14 protein-coding genes are annotated in these 15594 nt (G+C 67.4%); 9 read left to right on the top strand and 5 right to left on the bottom strand.

The features are described 5' to 3' along the window. Positions 1 to 24: 24 nt before the first annotated feature. From DW298_RS03295 to DW298_RS03285, 3 genes are read left to right on the top strand one after another with little or no spacing between them, the layout of a single operon-like run. Positions 25 to 687, top strand: a complete 663-nt coding sequence (locus DW298_RS03295; RefSeq protein WP_136041064.1) for a glycosyltransferase family 2 protein — start codon at positions 25 to 27, stop codon at positions 685 to 687. Then, positions 684 to 1367: a DUF2064 domain-containing protein gene (locus tag DW298_RS03290; RefSeq protein WP_136041063.1), complete on the top strand. Its 684-nt coding sequence runs from the start codon at positions 684 to 686 to the stop codon at positions 1365 to 1367. Before DW298_RS03295 ends, DW298_RS03290 begins: the two co-directional genes overlap by 4 nt. Next, positions 1364 to 2032, top strand: a complete 669-nt coding sequence (locus DW298_RS03285) for a class I SAM-dependent methyltransferase (protein WP_136041062.1) — start codon at positions 1364 to 1366, stop codon at positions 2030 to 2032. Before DW298_RS03290 ends, DW298_RS03285 begins: the two co-directional genes overlap by 4 nt. Here the strand turns inward: DW298_RS03285 and DW298_RS03280 are convergent. Both DW298_RS03280 and DW298_RS03275 read right to left on the bottom strand, forming a co-directional pair. After that, positions 1994 to 2224 carry a hypothetical protein gene (locus DW298_RS03280; protein ID WP_136041061.1) on the bottom strand — a complete coding sequence of 77 codons (231 nt, stop codon included), beginning with the start codon at positions 2222 to 2224 and terminating at the stop codon, positions 1994 to 1996. The genes DW298_RS03285 and DW298_RS03280 overlap by 39 nt on opposite strands. Next, positions 2224 to 3393, bottom strand: a complete 1170-nt coding sequence (locus tag DW298_RS03275; protein WP_136041060.1) for a molybdopterin-dependent oxidoreductase — start codon at positions 3391 to 3393, stop codon at positions 2224 to 2226. The genes DW298_RS03280 and DW298_RS03275 overlap by 1 nt, the downstream gene beginning before the upstream one ends. A gap of 129 nt (positions 3394 to 3522) precedes the next feature. Between DW298_RS03275 and DW298_RS03270 the strand changes: the two genes are divergently transcribed. From DW298_RS03270 to DW298_RS03255, 4 genes are read left to right on the top strand one after another with little or no spacing between them, the layout of a single operon-like run. Next, the gene (locus DW298_RS03270; RefSeq protein WP_136041059.1) at positions 3523 to 4401 is read left to right on the top strand and encodes an MTAP family purine nucleoside phosphorylase; all 879 of its coding nucleotides are present in this window, start codon (positions 3523 to 3525) and stop codon (positions 4399 to 4401) included. Beyond that, positions 4398 to 5471 (top strand): NAD-dependent epimerase/dehydratase family protein, encoded by a 1074-nt coding sequence (locus DW298_RS03265; RefSeq protein ID WP_136041058.1) that lies wholly within the window; start codon positions 4398 to 4400, stop codon positions 5469 to 5471. Before DW298_RS03270 ends, DW298_RS03265 begins: the two co-directional genes overlap by 4 nt. Further along, positions 5468 to 6871: a hypothetical protein gene (locus DW298_RS03260; RefSeq protein WP_136041057.1), complete on the top strand. Its 1404-nt coding sequence runs from the start codon at positions 5468 to 5470 to the stop codon at positions 6869 to 6871. The genes DW298_RS03265 and DW298_RS03260 overlap by 4 nt, the downstream gene beginning before the upstream one ends. 9 nt (positions 6872 to 6880) lie before the next feature. Continuing rightward, positions 6881 to 7105 (top strand): hypothetical protein, encoded by a 225-nt coding sequence (locus tag DW298_RS03255; RefSeq protein ID WP_136041056.1) that lies wholly within the window; start codon positions 6881 to 6883, stop codon positions 7103 to 7105. Between the two features lie 183 nt (positions 7106 to 7288). Here DW298_RS03255 and DW298_RS03250 read toward each other — a convergent pair whose 3' ends face one another. The 3 genes from DW298_RS03250 to DW298_RS03240 form a co-directional block, all read right to left on the bottom strand. Further along, entirely contained in the window at positions 7289 to 8725 is a 1437-nt protein-coding gene (locus DW298_RS03250; protein WP_136041055.1) for a hypothetical protein, read from the bottom strand. 1068 nt (positions 8726 to 9793) lie between these two features. Further along, positions 9794 to 12316, bottom strand: a complete 2523-nt coding sequence (locus tag DW298_RS19575; protein ID WP_136041054.1) for a helix-turn-helix transcriptional regulator — start codon at positions 12314 to 12316, stop codon at positions 9794 to 9796. A gap of 634 nt (positions 12317 to 12950) precedes the next feature. After that, positions 12951 to 13277 carry a hypothetical protein gene (locus tag DW298_RS03240; protein WP_136041053.1) on the bottom strand — a complete coding sequence of 109 codons (327 nt, stop codon included), beginning with the start codon at positions 13275 to 13277 and terminating at the stop codon, positions 12951 to 12953. 363 nt (positions 13278 to 13640) lie between these two features. Here DW298_RS03240 and DW298_RS19200 point away from each other — a divergent pair, with 363 nt between their 5' ends. Together DW298_RS19200 and DW298_RS03235 are read left to right on the top strand one after the other, a co-directional pair. After that, positions 13641 to 13784 carry a hypothetical protein gene (locus DW298_RS19200; protein ID WP_168443190.1) on the top strand — a complete coding sequence of 48 codons (144 nt, stop codon included), beginning with the start codon at positions 13641 to 13643 and terminating at the stop codon, positions 13782 to 13784. A gap of 205 nt (positions 13785 to 13989) precedes the next feature. After that, complete coding sequence (locus DW298_RS03235; RefSeq protein ID WP_168443189.1) at positions 13990 to 15387, top strand: hypothetical protein; 1398 nt, start codon at positions 13990 to 13992, stop codon at positions 15385 to 15387. Positions 15388 to 15594: the final 207 nt, after the last annotated feature.

The raw sequence follows: 15594 nt of genomic DNA, 5'->3' as shown, positions 1-15594 counted from the left end.
GACCGCGATCCCTAGCGTCGGGGTATGAGAATCCGCACCGACGTCGTCCTGCCGTGCCTCGACGAGGCGGCGGCACTGCCCGGCGTCCTCGCCGCGCTCCCGCAAGGAGCCAGGGCGATCGTGGTGGACAACGGGTCGACGGACGGTTCAGCGGAGGTCGCCCGCGCCGCCGGTGCCCTGGTCGTCGAGGCGCATCAGCGCGGCTACGGTGCCGCGGTGCATGCGGGGCTCTGCACCGCCACCGCACCGGTCGTCGCGTTCTGCGACGCCGACGGCTCCTTCGATCTCGGTCAGCTCGATCGGGTAGCGGAGCCTGTCCACCGCGGGGAGAGTGACCTCGTCTTCGGTCGGCGCAGGGTCACGAGTTCGGCGTCGTGGCCCGTACACGCCCGCTTCGCGAACGCGGCACTGCTCGGGATGGTGCGCCGGCGCACCGGGCTCACCCTGCAGGACCTCGGGCCGTTCCGCGCCGGGCGACGCGAGCAGCTTCTCGCCCTCGGTCTGGAGGACCGCCGCAGCGGCTACCCCCTCGAACTGCTGCTCCGGGCGTGGAAGGAGGGCCTGCGCATCGATGAGGTTGACGTGGACTACCGTCCGCGACTCGGACGATCGAAGGTCACCGGTACCGTCCGGGGCACCGTCACCGCCGTCGTCGACATGCGCAGCGCCCTCCGGAGGTTCGCATGAACAACACGACGAACACGAAGACGACGACGATCATCGTGATGGCCAAGGAGTGTGTGCCCGGCCGGGTCAAGACGCGATTGCATCCGCCGTTCACGCTGGCGGACGCGGCGAGGATCGCGGCGGCGAGCCTCGCCGATACTCTCGCCGCCGTCGGGGCGACCGGACTGCCCGCGGTCGTCTGCGCGCAAGGCGAGATCGCGCTCCCCGCAGGCTTCGACTCGATACCGCAGGTCGCGGGAGGACTGGACGAACGGATCGCCGCTGCACTGGATTCGTGCGGCGGACGTGTCCTGCTGATCGGCATGGACACGCCCCAGGTGGATCCGGTACTCCTGCGCGCCTTCGCCGACGACTGGCCGGACGATGTCGACGCCTGGTTCGGTCCGGCCGATGACGGCGGCTTCTGGCTACTCGGCCTCGAAGACCTGCCGCGGGAGCGACTCGGAGGCCGCGCGCGTGGCGATCTCGTGCGCGGGGTGCCGATGTCGGCGCCGGACACGGGGCTACTCCAGCGCGAGCGCCTTATCGACGCCAGGCTCAGAATCGCCGCCGCACCGCCCCTGACGGACATCGACGACCTCGCCTCACTGCGCGAGGTGTCGTCGGTGCTGCCGGTGGGGGGACGCCTCGCCCGCCTTTTGCCCCACCTGGGAGTCGACCTCGAAGCCGGTACGTCATGAGTGCCCCGGCGACGGCGCACTTCGGCGCGGGCGGAGACGCTCCGTACGATGTCGCTCTACGCAACGGAGGAGGTGTGCTGCGGTTGGTCGAGGTGGCAGCGGGGGGCGAGCGACGCGTCGAGATCGGCCGGTTCCTCGCCGCTGCCGATGCCGCCGACGACTCGGTGGTCTCGAAGATCAGGGGCCCGGTGCTCGACGTGGGCTGCGGACCGGGGCGGATCCTGCATGCGGCGATCCGCTCCGGGCAGCTCAGTCTCGGCGTCGACGTCTCGCGGACCGCCGTCGAGCACGCGCGGGAACGAGGACTGCCGGCACTGCAGCTGTCGGTCTTCGATGCTCTTCCTCAGGAGGGTGCGTGGGAGACGCTGCTCCTCCTCGACGGCAACATCGGCATCGGCGGGTCACCGGCAGCGCTGCTCGAACGCTGCGCCGAAATCATCACCCCTTTCGGCAGCATCCTCGTCGAGGTCGATCCCGACCCGGAAGCCGACCGCGGGTTCGAGGCCACCGTGGTCGACGACGACGGACGATCAAGCTCCGCCTTCCCCTGGTACGACATCGGGGCCGCGGCGCTGCGGCGTCGGCTGCGCGGCTCCGCACTCGACCTCGTCGAGAGCTGGACCGTGTCAGGGCGCGCGTTCGTCCGGCTCCGCCGCCACGTCTGAGCGCCGCCCGGCGAGCCGATGGTGCGCGGCGCTGATCGCGGCCAGCAGCCCGTCGTGCACCACGACCACGGCGACGAGCCAGACCGCGACGCTGAACAGCTGGTCGACGGACTGCGCCGAGAGAAGGAGCCATCCTCCCCAGACGAGCACGAGCCCTCCGGCGATGAGCAGTACAGAGCGGATGTATCGCATCAGGCCACCTCGATGGACTCGAGCCACTTCGTCTGGAGCACCCCTGGTCGTCCAGGAGCGATGACCCGTGCGGGATACCCGTGATCGAGGTCCAGCGGCTCCCCGTTCAGGCGCAGGGCGATCAGAGTGCGCGGATCGCGTGCGTACGCGGCCGGCATGGTCGTCTCCCTGAACGCGCCGCGGCGCTGCATGCTGCGCAGGCGGATCGTCGCATCCTCGGGCATGCCGACGAGGTCGAGCAGATCGCGGAGCCGTACGCCGGTCCAGGTCGCATCGATCGTCCATCCCTCGACACAGGCGATGGGCAGCACCTCGCTCCGCTGCGGCAGGGCCTCGAGGTCAGTACGCTTCAGGGCGAGCGCACCGTCGCCGGCTCCGAGTCGCAGCATCCATCCGGGGTCGCTCGCGAGCTCGGTCACCTCAGCCTGTCGGGCGGAGCGATTGACCGTGACCCCTTGTGCGGCATACACGCGGGCCCGGGGTGCCTTCAGGCTGAACGGGCCGATCGGGGTGACCGCGTGTGCGAGCGCGGCAGCACCTGTCAGCGCGGAGGCGCCTCCGACGACTCCGAGGAACCGGCGCCGGGAGACGGCGGTCGCCGTCGGTACGCGGCGCCAGGCGCTGATGATCGCCGGCAGGTGCACGGCGATGTGCACGATCATCGCGCCGATGAGCACCCACGCGAGAGCGAAGTGCGTGCGGCGGAACGAGAAGTCCCACGGGTACCACTTCAGGGCGTTGAGCACTCCGGTGATCGGCTCCATCAGGGCGGTGGCGACGAGGATCGCCAGGCTCCCACGTTCCAGAAGGTGCGGGAGGCTCCGAACCGGAGGCCACGTGAAGAGCTGGGGGAACACGACCCAGAGCTTGGCCAACAGCAGGGGGATGAGCATCGCACCGACGACCACGTGCGTTCCCTGCGTCCACGCGTAGAGGTGGGCGGGCTCCGGCGGCAGGGACAGCCATGGCAGCGGACGCTGCAGCAGATTGCTGTAGATCCCGGTGAGGAAGCAGATGAGGAACGCTGCCCCGAGCAGACGGCCGACGACGACCGTCGTCCTGGTGGTGCGCAACGGGGACCCGAGAGCGGCGCGCGCCCGTTCGGACTTCTCTTGGAGCGCGTTCGAGAGGCGCTCGGTGACGGAGTCTCTCGTGCGGGGAGTGCCCATGGCCCCAGTATGCGAAGCAGACGCGGCGCGGAGTCGCCGATCCCCTTACAGAGTGATGACGGGTCAGATGTCATCGCGATGTAAGAAAATCGGGACACCGGACGGCCGCCGCTCGCGCACTCTGGGGTGATGAGTGATGCACAGCAGAACGCCAGCGACGTCGAGATCGAGTTCGCGGTGATCGGGGGATCGGGTTTCGAGAAGCTCGATCTCGCCGACCGGGTCGTGATCGCGCCGAGCGGATCACCGTGGGGCACGGTTCCGGAGATCGTGACCGGGCTGTTGAACGGGCGCCGGGTGGGATTCGCGCCGCGCCATGGTGTCGGGCACCGCGTGCCGCCGCATCTGGTCGATCCTCGGCCGCTGCTGTGGGGGTTGCGGCGCAGGGGAGCGCGGGTGCTGCTGTCGACGAACGCCGTCGGGGGTCTGGATGCCTCGCTTCGTCCGGGTGACTTCGTGCTCACCGATCAGCTGATCGATCGCACGAACGGCAGAGCCGACACGTACTTCGACGGCGTCGGAGGGGTGTCGGGGGTGCAGCATCTGCCGTTCGCCGAGCCGTACGACGCCGACCTGCGCCGGATCGCGTTCACGGCGCTGCAGGCGATGGGGGAGCGGGTGCATGCGAGCGGCACGAGCGTCGTGATCCAGGGGCCTCGCTTCTCGACCGCTGCGGAAGCCGACTGGCACCGTGCGATGGGAGCGCGGCTGGTCAACATGACGCAGCTGCCGGAAGCCGCTCTCGCCGCGGAAGTGGGCCTCGCCCACGTGAACCTCGCGATCGTGACGGACACCGACACCGAGCGGGGAGGGGCGGATGCCGACACCTCGGCGACCGCGGAACGGGTCTTCGCCGTGATGGCGGCAGCGCAGCCTCGCCTCAGCGCGGCGGTCGCGGCGATCATCGACGCGATCCCGACCGGACGCGCGGTCGTTCCCCGACTCTCACCCGACGTCGTCGACGCGCTCCTCCGTCGCGGGGAGCACGAGCAGGGGGAGCGGGTATGACGGGGCGGCTCCTCATCACCGGTGGGGCGGGCTTCATCGGCTCCGCGGTCGTCGACGCAGCGTTGAACGCCGGATGGCGGGTGCGGGTCCTCGACTCGCTGCGACCCGATGTGCACGCGGCGGTACAGCGCCCTCCGCACGGTGAGGTCGAGTTCGTGCGCGCGGACGTGCGTGACGAAGATGCTCTCGCCCGGGCACTGATCGACGTCGACGCGGTGTGCCACCAGGCGGCCAAGGTCGGTCTGGGCCTCGGCATCCGTGACGCTCCCGACTACGTCTCGTCGAACTCGCTCGGCACGGCGACGCTGCTCGCCGCGATGACGGAGGCCGGCGTGGACAGGCTCGTGCTCGCCTCGTCGATGGTCGTCTACGGAGAAGGGCTGTATCTCGACGACGACCGCGTCGTGCAGCCGCCGCCGCGCACGAGGGCCGACCTGAAGGCCGGACACTTCGACCCGCTGTCGGCACGGACCGGCGCACCGCTGCGACCGCTGTCGATCTCCGAGAACCAGCCGTGCGATCCGCGCAATGTCTATGCGGCGACCAAGCTCGAGCAAGAGCTGCTCGCCCGCTCCTGGGCGCAGAGCGGTGGAAGGGCCGCCCTTCTCCGGTACCACAACGTCTACGGGCCGGCGATGCCGCAGGGTACGCCCTATGCGGGTGTGGCATCGCTGTTCCGCTCGGCGCTGGAACGCGGCGAGACGCCACGGGTCTTCGAAGACGGGGAGCAGCGACGGGACTTCATCCACGTCCGCGATGTCGCCGGCGCCAACATCGCCGCACTCGAATGGACCGAGACGGCCGAGACGGAGACGGCGAGGGCGTTCAACGTCGCCACCGGCGTGCCGCACACCATCGGCGAGTTCGCCGATGGGCTGGCCGCCGCGTTCGGCAGCGAGCGGCCACCACGCACGGGCGAGTTCCGGATGGGCGACGTACGGCATATCACCGCATCCGCGGACCGCATCAGGGCGGAGCTGGGATGGAATCCTCGGGTCGGGTTCGAGGAGGGCGTGCGGGAGTTCGCGCACGAACCGCTGCGCGACAGGGCCGCGGGGTCAGCGAGGTGAGATCCCGCGCCGGTTCGCGGCTGGCGGTCTGGGGCGTCGTGGGGGCGCTTCTCCTGATCGCCGCCGCCATCGCCGTCCCCGCTCTGACGGGCTGGAACGTCCGGGTGAACTCGTTCCCGCCGCTGCACGCGGAATGGATGCCGCGGCTCGGACCCGGCACGCCACTCGCAGTCCTGCTCGGCATCGCAGCGATCGTCTGGGGTCCCCGCATCGCATCGTCGGCACGCTGGGGGCACCTTCTGCTGATCGCCTTCGGCGCGTCAGCGTTGTGGCTGTTCGCACTCGCCACGGTCGACGGCCTCGACGGGATCGGCACGATCCTCGACCACCGGTACGAGTATCTGGGCACCGCGCGGGAGATCGACGATGTCGGTGCCACTCTGCGCGAGTACGTCGAACGCATCCCCTACGCGCACGAGGACAACTGGCCGGTGCACATCGCCGGTCACCCGCCGGGAGCGCTGCTGTTCTTCGTCGCACTGGTTCGGCTCGGGCTCGGCAGTGGGCTCGCCGCGGGGTTCGTCGTGCTGGTGCTGGGTGCTACCACCGTGATGGCGGTCATGATCGCGCTGCGGGCGCTGGGGGCGGAGGAGTACGCGCGAAGGGCGGTGCTCTTCCTGGTGTTCACCCCCGCGGCGATCTGGATCGCGGTGTCGGGCGACGGCCTGTTCATGGCGGGCGCGGCGTGGGGGATCTGCGCACTCGCCCTGGCCACGGCGACGACCGGCGCGCGACGGGTGGTGTGGTCGATCACTGCGGGCGTGCTGCTCGGATACTGCGTGATGTTGTCGTACGGCTTGCCGTTGCTGGGGATCCTGGCCGTCGCGGTCCTGTGGGCGGGAAGGTCGTGGGTTCCGTTGCCGATCGCTGCTACTGCGGCTCTGGGGGTCGTCGGACTGTTCGCGATCAACGGGTTCGTCTGGTGGGAGGCATTCCCCGTGCTGCAGCAGCGCTACTGGGACGGCGTGGCATCGCGGCGACCGCCGGCGTATTGGCTGTGGGGCAATCTCGCCGCGTTCGGCGTGAGCGCAGGCCCCGCCATCGGTGCCTCGATCGCCGCCGTCGGCGCCGTCGCGGTCGGGATGCTCGGTGGACGCAAGCGCAGCATTCGCGAGAGCGGGAGCGAGTTCGCCCCGGACGTCGCGGTGGATGAGCGCGGGGGAGCGAAGTGCGATCCGCGCGTCGTGCTGCTCGTGCTGGCGGCGGCCGGGTGGTTGATGGTGCTCGCGGCCGACCTGTCGAATATGAGTAGGGCAGAGGTCGAACGCATCTGGTTGCCTTTCGTGCCGTGGGCGACGCTCGGCCTCGCGCTCTTCGGACCCTCGACGCGTCGATGGCTGCTGGGTCTGCAGATCGGATTCGCGATCGTTGTGCAGTCGCTGCTCAGCACCGGGTGGTGAGCAGCGGAAATGACCGACTTGGAGGCGGGAAGAGCCCTGCGATCCGCACGGCGCAGTGGGACGTACCTGTGTCCGGCTGGAATCAGGACGGGGACGAATGGCATCGTCGCGGGTGCGTTTTGGAGGCGCGCTGACCGGATCGATGCTGGCGAGCTTGACTACACCGCAGTGACCATCGAGGAACTCTTCGGGCTTATCGATCGATATCGCGGCGAGGACCTCGACGCGGACTGACCGGGCTTCGCGGCGATCGCTGAACCTTGACGTCCGCACCGAGAGGCTCAGAGATCGAGGGTGACGGACTCCGCTTCTGCGCGCCTCTCACTCGGATCCTCACTCCGACCGTCGACGGCGTGAACTTGGTTTGCCATGCGGGTGGTGTCGCGCAAGACGCAGCCATCGGGCGCGATGTCATCGTTACACGGGGCAGCTGCTCGGTTCGCCGAACACGTAGGTGAACTTGCCGTCCTGGACGATCCCACCTGCGTTGGGCATCGCCGGTTGACCGCCGGCCAGTGTCCAAACAGGCGTTCCGTTGAGGTAGCGGTTGCTCACCCAGACGCGGGACTGTGAATCGATGGCGAAGCTGAAGCCGCTGTTGCCGGATCCGGTCGAGTGGGCATCCACGATCGTCGCGGTCCCTAGTTGAGAAGCCGGGGGCGTGATGTCGGCGAACGGGTAGTTGTTCTGCAGGTCGGCGGCGTAGAGGCGTCCGCCGGTGACGACGTGGAGGATTGTGTTCGTCGTTGATCCGAGCGAATCGTCGGTGCGCAGGATCTGCAGATCGCCGAGCTGGCCGGCCAGCACCCCGCTGCGGTCGACGTTCTGCGAGCCACTGGAGCTGAACAGGTTCCCGTTGGCGTCCACGAACGCGGCGCCGCCGGTACCGCCATTCGCGGAGTCGGCGTGGTTTTTCGCGAAGTGGGACAGCGGCGCCACCCACGTCGCACCCGCGTTGCGGCGATTCGCAACGACGGTGGGGCGGATCCCTGTGCCGGAAGCGCTGGAGAACAAACCACCGTTCGCGTCGATCACCCACACGGTTTCCGAGTTGTTTCCACGGAGGACGAACCAGTCCTTCAACGGCGCCTGGAATCCGGTGATCTCGGTCCAGGTGCCGCGGGAGGCGCCGGTGCGCGGAGTGGACCACACGCGTCCATCGGCGGTCTCGGCGTAGTACGTGCCGACGCCGTTGATCGAGGCCAGCTGCACGGGCGCACCACTGGCCGGATTCGGCAGTGCGGCGGTGGTCGGGGCGGTCGACCAGGTTCCGGGGACGGTGACCGTGTAGAGAGCACCGCCGACCTGCACGAGGCTGTCGTAGACGTTCGGGCTGGAGCTTGCGAGCATCGACCCGGCATCCGCATCGAGGCCCGTGTCGTACCAGGCCATCGGACCAGGCACGGTACCCGTGGTGGGGTTCTCTCTGGCCACCCAGAGGCTCCCGTCACCCAGCGTCGCGAACACGGCCCCATCGGTGGCGTGAACGCTTCGGAACGCGTATCCGGTGGGCAGATTTGTCTCGGGAACGACGATGAAGTCGGGGTTGAAACTGATCGCGCCGACGTAGAGCCGGGTGCCGATAGGAGTCGTCACCGTCACCGGCGCAGCCGCGCTGACGGCACCGCTCGTTGCCGTAAGAGACATGCCCGAGGCGTTGAGCGGCGCGGTGATCGACGGCAACGTCACCTGCCCGTTCGCGTCGGCGGTCAGTACCAGGGGTGAGGCCTCGCCGCCGGTGAACGTGAATCCTGCTGGCAGCGTGATCGTGATCGGTGTGCCTGCAGCGACAGGAGTCGTGCCGTCCGTGGTGCCGGTGACCGTGACGCCGGTGAGCGCACTGCAGCCAGCCATTGTCAGCGTGGGCGTGCTGAAAAGAAGCGTCGGCGTGCCCGTCGACGCGGCGGCCATCGGAGTAGCGATTGCGGCCGCGATCACCGGAAGGGACCAGGCGCTTGCGGTCACCACCGTCCGTCGGGACACGCCTCGCGGTGTTGCGTTCTCTGGCCGGGCGCTGCCCCGCGCGTTGTCATCCGTCATTGGATTCCCCCCCCTGGGGTGTTGCACACGAATTATCAAGGCTATTACAGAGGTCGAGCGGTGACAATGCTCGCCTCAGAAACACGATTGGGCACCTGCTGGAAGTGCGTGGACGGGATGATCTGGTGGCCGGGATCCGCCTGCTGGGGACGCTGGTCGGGATCCCGACCCGCTACGACCACCTAGGATCACGGCCGCAACTTCGAGGCACTGGGGATGCCTCGCTCTTTCACCGTACGAAGACCGTACGGTGATGGGCAAGTAGTTGAAGTCTTGGCCGAACTTCGCTAACTGCGATGAAGTCCTCACCCGTCCCGCCTGTCCTCGCGCCTGCGACGATCTCGTCGCCGGCTTCGTGGCACGGGAGGGTTCCTCCCCGCCAGTTCATCGCGCTCGCGAAGTGTGGCGTGTATCAGCGGGCGGCTCTGATTCAGCGCCTGCTGCCCACGGCTGATGAGCTGGTCGTACTGCTCGTCGAGGGTCATCCCCAGTCTCCTCCGATGAAGATCTCCACCGGAAGGATCTGACGATTCGCGACCCATCGCTTCTCGTGCGAGCGGAAGGCCACTCGCACCCCCAGGTGAGATGACTCAATGCTCGCAGGCCTCGTCGCGGCCGAAACAGTACGTATGCGTACACGCCGAGATCGCTCTCCTTCCGGGGGGAGGAGCGGGTTCCGGCAGTACGCAGCCCCAGGTGCATATGTACGTACGTCTACGTATGTCGGGGCATCAAGCGCAGCGGGAGGATGGGTTCACACCAGCAGCTCCTCCCCAGTGGCTGCTGGCGGCCTGCGGTGTACATGGTCACCCCACATTGACCACGTGGTCGCTTTCGCGACCCGCACCGCAGGCCCTTCTTATGTCGCGGCGTGAGTCTCGGTCAGGATGCGTCGGCGCCGTGGCGAGCTGCGATCTCGACGGTGAGAGCTCGACGATTCGGCAGCCCAAGTTTCTTGAGGATGCGGGCGACGTGGACGCTCGCGGTCCGGGGGGAACAGCTCAGCCGCTCACCGATCTGACGGTCCGTGAAGCCCGATGCCACCAGTGCAGCGACCTCCCGTTCCCGCGTCGTCAGGGTGCCCGAGCGGTCATCTCGTCGTCGGAAGTCGAGCTTGGACAGGCGTGCTGCAGCGCGACGTGTGGTCTCCGGAATGTCTTTGGCCGCGTCGCGGATGAGTCGCAGCGCCAGCACTTTGCTGTCCTGCACCAGACCCGCTCTCTGGAGGTTCTGGAAGACGGTGATCATCCGGCGAACGTTCCGCGACTCGATGGCCGCTGCCATGTCGGCGATCAGACCCGGGAGGCCGTCCGGTGGCTCGGAGGTTGTCTGCATCTCGGCCAGCGCACGGAACATCGCCGACCGTCGTCCTTCGCCGAGTTCGTCGGCGAGCCGGTAGGTGGCCATGGCTCCCAGTAGCGGGAATTGGAGGCGCTTCGCCGATTCCGCTGCAGCTCGGTATGCATCGACGCCCTCCTCGTGTCGAGAGGGGTTCAACTGGGTCGCGGCGATCCCGCGGACATGCTGTGACGCGCCCGCGAGGATCGATGTGTGCTCGCCGTCAAGGATCCGCTCGTACTCTGCCCCGGCCCGAGCGTCAGCTCCGAGTTGGGAGCTTGCGATGGAGGCGATGCCGTGTGCGAGCGCCGAGAACCGCCGGCCCCGGTCGACGTCATCACCCAGCACGCGCGAAATGTCGAGCCACGCACTGGCCAGCCCGCCGTTGTAGATGGAGAGTGCGCCCGAAAGGATCGCTGTCATGCCGTCGGCGCTCCGCGGATCGCGAGACTCGACGAGTGCGTCCAAGGCACGATCGAGATCGGGAGCGAGCATGTGCGTCGTGAACTCGAGGAACACGCCGACGACGCGGTCTACAGCGAAGTCAGGTGACGCCGCGGAACTGGCGAGTATGGCGCGCGCGGCCACCGGGCGCCCATCACACCAGGCGCGTATCGCCTCTGCCATACGAAGGCGATGCGCGGTGGCAACGGACAAAGCACCCCCGTCCAGCTTGGGGTGCTGCGGGTCTGGGTCTAGCACCCGGCGCCAGGCGGCCACGACCAAAGCCGCACAGGACGACGGCTCGGATTCGGCGAGGAAGTCGCGAACGGCATCGGCGCAGCGACCGTCTGGGCCCTCGGCAACTATTCCGAGCGTCACTGCTAGCCATGCGGCGGCGGAGGCGTCGGCATCCTCGAGAGAGATCGACCGGGCGACCTCGATGGCGACTTCGCTGCAGTCCGTCGACACGGCGGCAAGGGCGATGTCCGCGAGTGCGCGTGAGCGTTCGGGGTCACCCTCGTCGAAGCCCTGCATGTGCAGCTCGAGGCCATCGTCGTGGCGGCCGAGGTCGACATACCGGCGCGCAGCTGCCGCCCGAAGCGTCACGGGCACGCTCACCTCGGATGTACCGCACCAATCGGCGAGGAGCGCAGCCTGACGCGGTTCCACTTCGACAGGGTCGAGCACATCGAGCATGGATGTCAGAAGGGTGTGTCTCGCGGCGAGCCCGAGCCGTGAAGCGACTTCCAACCCGATCGCCGGAGAACGCAGGCGGAGAGTACCATCGTCGCTAGCGACGATGAGGCCGGAGGTCTCCAGCGCAGCGCAGTGCTCCAATGCACCGAGCCGCTTCAGCTGTGTGAGGGAGAGATCCCCTGCGAGAGCGAGCATCTGGGCCGCTCGCTCGCCGAGAAGGGCGGGATCGATCGACCAGTCTGGCATCACCCGCAAGTCGCGAATCGGAGGGACGTCGACCCGCACTGCAGTGTGCTCGCGATGCACACCACGATGAAGACCGGCTACTTCGAGCAGCCAGATGAGCGAACGATAGGAACCCCCCGACCATGCGAGCAGCGCTGACGCGGTGAGCGGAGTCGGACGCGCCCCGCAGGCACGTTCCACGACATCGGCGAGGGCGCTTCGATCAAACGGCCGCAGGACCACTCGCGCGATGCGCACGGTTGCTTCGGAGAGCTGCAGCGCCGCGGATGAACGGTCGATGGTGGCGAGCAGCCGGATGTCCTGGCGGACGCGCACGAGCGCGGTGAGAACTCTCAGCGTGGCGGAATCGACATGCTCTGCATGTTCGATGATGAGTGTGGTCGCCGGCATCCGGGCAGCGAGCTTGCGCGCGATCGTCTCCGGCGAGGTCTCGGTCTCCCCTTCCTCCACGATCCGCAGCGCGAGAAGAGTCGCATACGGGGTGTGCTCGTCGGGGTAGCTGTGGACCCGCCGCACCGCCACGTCACCTGCGCGCAGACTCACAAGTTCATCGACGAGGGCGCTGCGCCCGGAACCCCGATCACCGGCGATGATCAGCGCGCGCTGCTGGTCCCATTGGCGCTCTATTTGCTTGACTTCATCGTCGCCCAAAGGCGTGATCTGCGATGCGTGACTCCACATGCGAGTGCCCTCCCCGGCAATTTCGCGGGGACATCACCATCAACCTAACTTCTCTCGAGCAAGCCCGGTCGCCCCGCGTCGAACTTCTTCGTTCTCTCCTCACTGTACGTCGGCGCCCGTCAGAAACGCGATGTCCTCGATGAGCCAAGGGCAGAGATCCTTGACCATTTCCGACTGTGCACGGGCGGTGACGTTCGTGTCTTCATCGTTCTCATCTGGCTATGTCGACCACGATGCGCGGTGGGTTGGAACATCCCCGCGGAGGCTTGCCCCTCCGGTCTGTCGAACGCCGTTTCCCGCTTCGCGGCGGCCCCGGGGCACAGGCGTTGCAGGGTACGTTCCGCTACCCCGGTGGTGAGCCGCACTTGGGGATCGGGGGTGAGAGTTCCGTGTTGAACACGATGCGCCGGAGCTCCAATGACTGCCTCCGCGAACGCAGGCAGTCACATCGTCGCCGCGCGGGGGCCTCGGTGGGGACAGCAGGTAGTCGGCCAGCGGCGTCTGCAACTCCACCCACGAAGGACCGATGCCACCGTAGAGGCAGAATCGATCCTTCTTTGTGGATGCTCGAGGGCACCTCCGCCGGCCCCACCTATCCGTCACTGACCGCACAGGACCGGCCGCATAGCGACGCTCAGGCGTCGCGGCCAACCTCCGGGAAGGTGCGCCGCACGAGGGCCCGTACTGCCAGGAAGCAGGGCAGCACGAGCGCAGACACGATGAAGCACCACCACAAGCCCAACCCCAGCGAGAACACCAGCGCTCCGGCAAGTGCTGCGAGAAAGCCCGCGGTGGACGTGCGCTTCTTGCTTTGCTCCGGTGACATCAGCAACGCGATCGCGAAGACCGCGGCCGCGGCGATCACAAGTACTCCGACGGTGCCCCACAGGAACGCGATGTTGTCGGCGGCCGAGGCGGCGAGAACCTCAGCCGTCACGGGCGCCGGGATCGTGTTATCCATTATTTCAGATCCTTCGCTGGGGGGGCATAGGAGACCAGCGCTGCCCCGTGGTGTTTCGCGATTCGTGGAAGTTTCGGGGAAACACGAGCCGACGCTTCCCAAGAGCAGGTGATGGGCGCCTCCCCGGGGAGGGGATGGGGAGGCGCCCCGGGGCGCAGATGCACGCCCGGCGTGACGGCGAGAATCCCACGTCTCGCGGCCGCCGAGATCATCGTCCCACAGAGATTCACCTGCCCGAGATGTACGTATACGTAGGCGCCGGAGCCCGCTTAATTATTTCGGAAAGTCGCGTAATGTAACGCGAACCACGACGTCTCCCCTAAGAGGATCGATTGATCTTTCATAGGCAGAAGGTGTCGGACGATGACTCTCGACGAGCAGTTCGCGACGTTGAGCCTTGGCCTAGTGTGGGCTGCGGAGGGTGCGATGGCGGGCCCGGAGATGGGCTGCGCGGTGTTGCGCGGCGTGAGGGGAAATCATGATGAAATCAGATCGTTCCGTGACTGAGTCAGGCGCGACGCCCGATGGGGCGGGGGGTGTCCGGCCGGGGGTTTCCCGGCGAAATGTTGTCGCGGCAGCCGCGTGGTCGGTTCCGGTGATAGCGGTTGCGGTCGCGACGCCGCTTGCCGCGGCGTCCGTTGCGACTCCGACGTTGCTCTTCAACTCTCCTGCGTTTTCGATGGCCGGGTGTGCGTCATTGACAGGCGTGACGGTGACGGGCACGACGGACGGCACTACTCCTGTTCCAGCCGGCACGCCGATCACTGTGACGCTGCCGGCCGGGTTCACTTTCGTTGGCGCGTCGACGTCGCCACTGACGCTCCTGGCCGGTGCAGGTGGGGCCGTTACGCTCCCTGCCATCAAGGCTCCCATTTCTGCGACGAGCGCGACGATCGCGGCTGTTTCGGGGGCAGTGACGGTCAGTAGCGTTGTCACCCTGACGCAGGCGCTGGGTTCCACGCTCTGGGGCGGCCCGCAACCGAACAGTATTACGGCGATCACCACAGCGGGTTTGCCTGCGGGGGCGCAGATCGTGAACGTGTACGGCACCTCGAGTGGCGTCGTCTTCGTCACTCTCGCCGACGGCACCGTGTACAAAGAATGGGAGAACCCTTCGAGTGGGCATGGCACAGACCCCTGGACCGCCGTTCCGCAGCTCAGTGGAGATGTGAGAGACAAGATCATCACGTCGGATGGCAGCGCGGTCGGGATCATCAGTTTCGTCCTCGATGGCGGCCAGCTGTATGTTCTCAACTCGTCGACGAATACGAACGTCGCGATTGGCAACCCTCCAGCCGGCCCCGCCGTACGCATCGGTACCTCGAACGGATACCTCCTCAGCGAAACAGCCGACGGACGGCTGTGGTGGCGGCTCCCGAACGAATACGGTGCCCCCTACACGACCTGGACAGAGATCACAGGAGCACCCACACCGGTCGTCGACTGGTCGATCACACAGGCATTCGGGCGCCTGGCTGTGATCGGTGGGGACGGGAAACTCTATGGGGTCGACTCGTTCTCGGCCAGTGCCACCGCACTGACCCCGAAACGCACGGCGAACGCGACGTGGACGGAACCGGCAGTCTCTCTCGCCAAAAGCCATACGACGAACAGCGCAGCGCAGGGTGGCACGCACTACGCAGAGTTCATCGATGCAAACGGAAACATGTACGCCTGGGCGCCGACGCTTCCCGCCGCGCAAGCCACCAACCTCGGCGGGGTACTTGCGGGCACGCTCCAGGACGCCACTGTGATCACGAATCCTGATGGTCAAGGCGACAACTTGGGTTTGTACCAGTACGTGCTCCGCGACGGGCGTGCATATCGTGCTGCTGCGGGCTCTCTCGGCGGGTTTATCGACATCACGCCCCCGGTCAGCGTGCTCGGCACCGCGACGGTAGTAGACGTTCACTCTCTCGGAGCGGGCGGTGGACACGGCACGAACGTGATCGACTCGCAAGGACGGATCTGGGCAAGCAACAACACCACCGGCAACACGGCGCCCACCACCTGGACGCTCATCGGGCCCGCAGGCTCGAACGCCACAGGCATCGTCCAAGATGGCACTCTCAGTTACACGCTGGCACCGCCCGCCAGCTGCCCCATCTGACCCGAAAGAGCGATGGTTCGCACGAGTTGCGAGGCCCGCGGCGTACACGCCCAGGCCTCGCAACTCGTCCCCGTCGTAGACAAGGCGGTACGTGCTACCCGGCCCATGCTGGGTCATTCGTTCTCGAACCGAACGTGACCGGTGTGAGCACCGGGCGTCAGCGATTCGTAGACTGAGGGGGCATTGTGAGAACCACGATGAGGGTCG

It is taken from the genome of Microbacterium sp. A20 (assembly GCF_004794515.1).
Lineage (GTDB): Bacteria > Actinomycetota > Actinomycetes > Actinomycetales > Microbacteriaceae > Microbacterium.
The sequence above is the reverse complement of the archived record's forward strand: the minus strand, read 5'-3'. Positions and strand labels throughout refer to the sequence as shown.

Bases quoted from the DNA above. Each gene is read 5' to 3' on its own strand.
- DW298_RS19575 (WP_136041054.1), bottom strand. From the start codon at position 12,316: ATGTGGAGTCACGCATCGCAGATCACGCCTTTGGGCGACGATGAAGTC.
- DW298_RS03265 (WP_136041058.1), top strand. From the start codon at position 4,398: ATGACGGGGCGGCTCCTCATCACCGGTGGGGCGGGCTTCATCGGCTCC.
- DW298_RS03255 (WP_136041056.1), top strand. From the start codon at position 6,881: ATGACCGACTTGGAGGCGGGAAGAGCCCTGCGATCCGCACGGCGCAGT.
- DW298_RS03290 (WP_136041063.1), top strand. From the start codon at position 684: ATGAACAACACGACGAACACGAAGACGACGACGATCATCGTGATGGCC.
- DW298_RS03285 (WP_136041062.1), top strand. From the start codon at position 1,364: ATGAGTGCCCCGGCGACGGCGCACTTCGGCGCGGGCGGAGACGCTCCG.
- DW298_RS03275 (WP_136041060.1), bottom strand. From the start codon at position 3,393: ATGGGCACTCCCCGCACGAGAGACTCCGTCACCGAGCGCCTCTCGAAC.
- DW298_RS03280 (WP_136041061.1), bottom strand. From the start codon at position 2,224: ATGCGATACATCCGCTCTGTACTGCTCATCGCCGGAGGGCTCGTGCTC.
- DW298_RS03270 (WP_136041059.1), top strand. From the start codon at position 3,523: ATGAGTGATGCACAGCAGAACGCCAGCGACGTCGAGATCGAGTTCGCG.
- DW298_RS03295 (WP_136041064.1), top strand. From the start codon at position 25: ATGAGAATCCGCACCGACGTCGTCCTGCCGTGCCTCGACGAGGCGGCG.
- DW298_RS03240 (WP_136041053.1), bottom strand. From the start codon at position 13,277: ATGGATAACACGATCCCGGCGCCCGTGACGGCTGAGGTTCTCGCCGCC.
- DW298_RS03250 (WP_136041055.1), bottom strand. From the start codon at position 8,725: ATGGCTGGCTGCAGTGCGCTCACCGGCGTCACGGTCACCGGCACCACG.
- DW298_RS19200 (WP_168443190.1), top strand. From the start codon at position 13,641: ATGACTCTCGACGAGCAGTTCGCGACGTTGAGCCTTGGCCTAGTGTGG.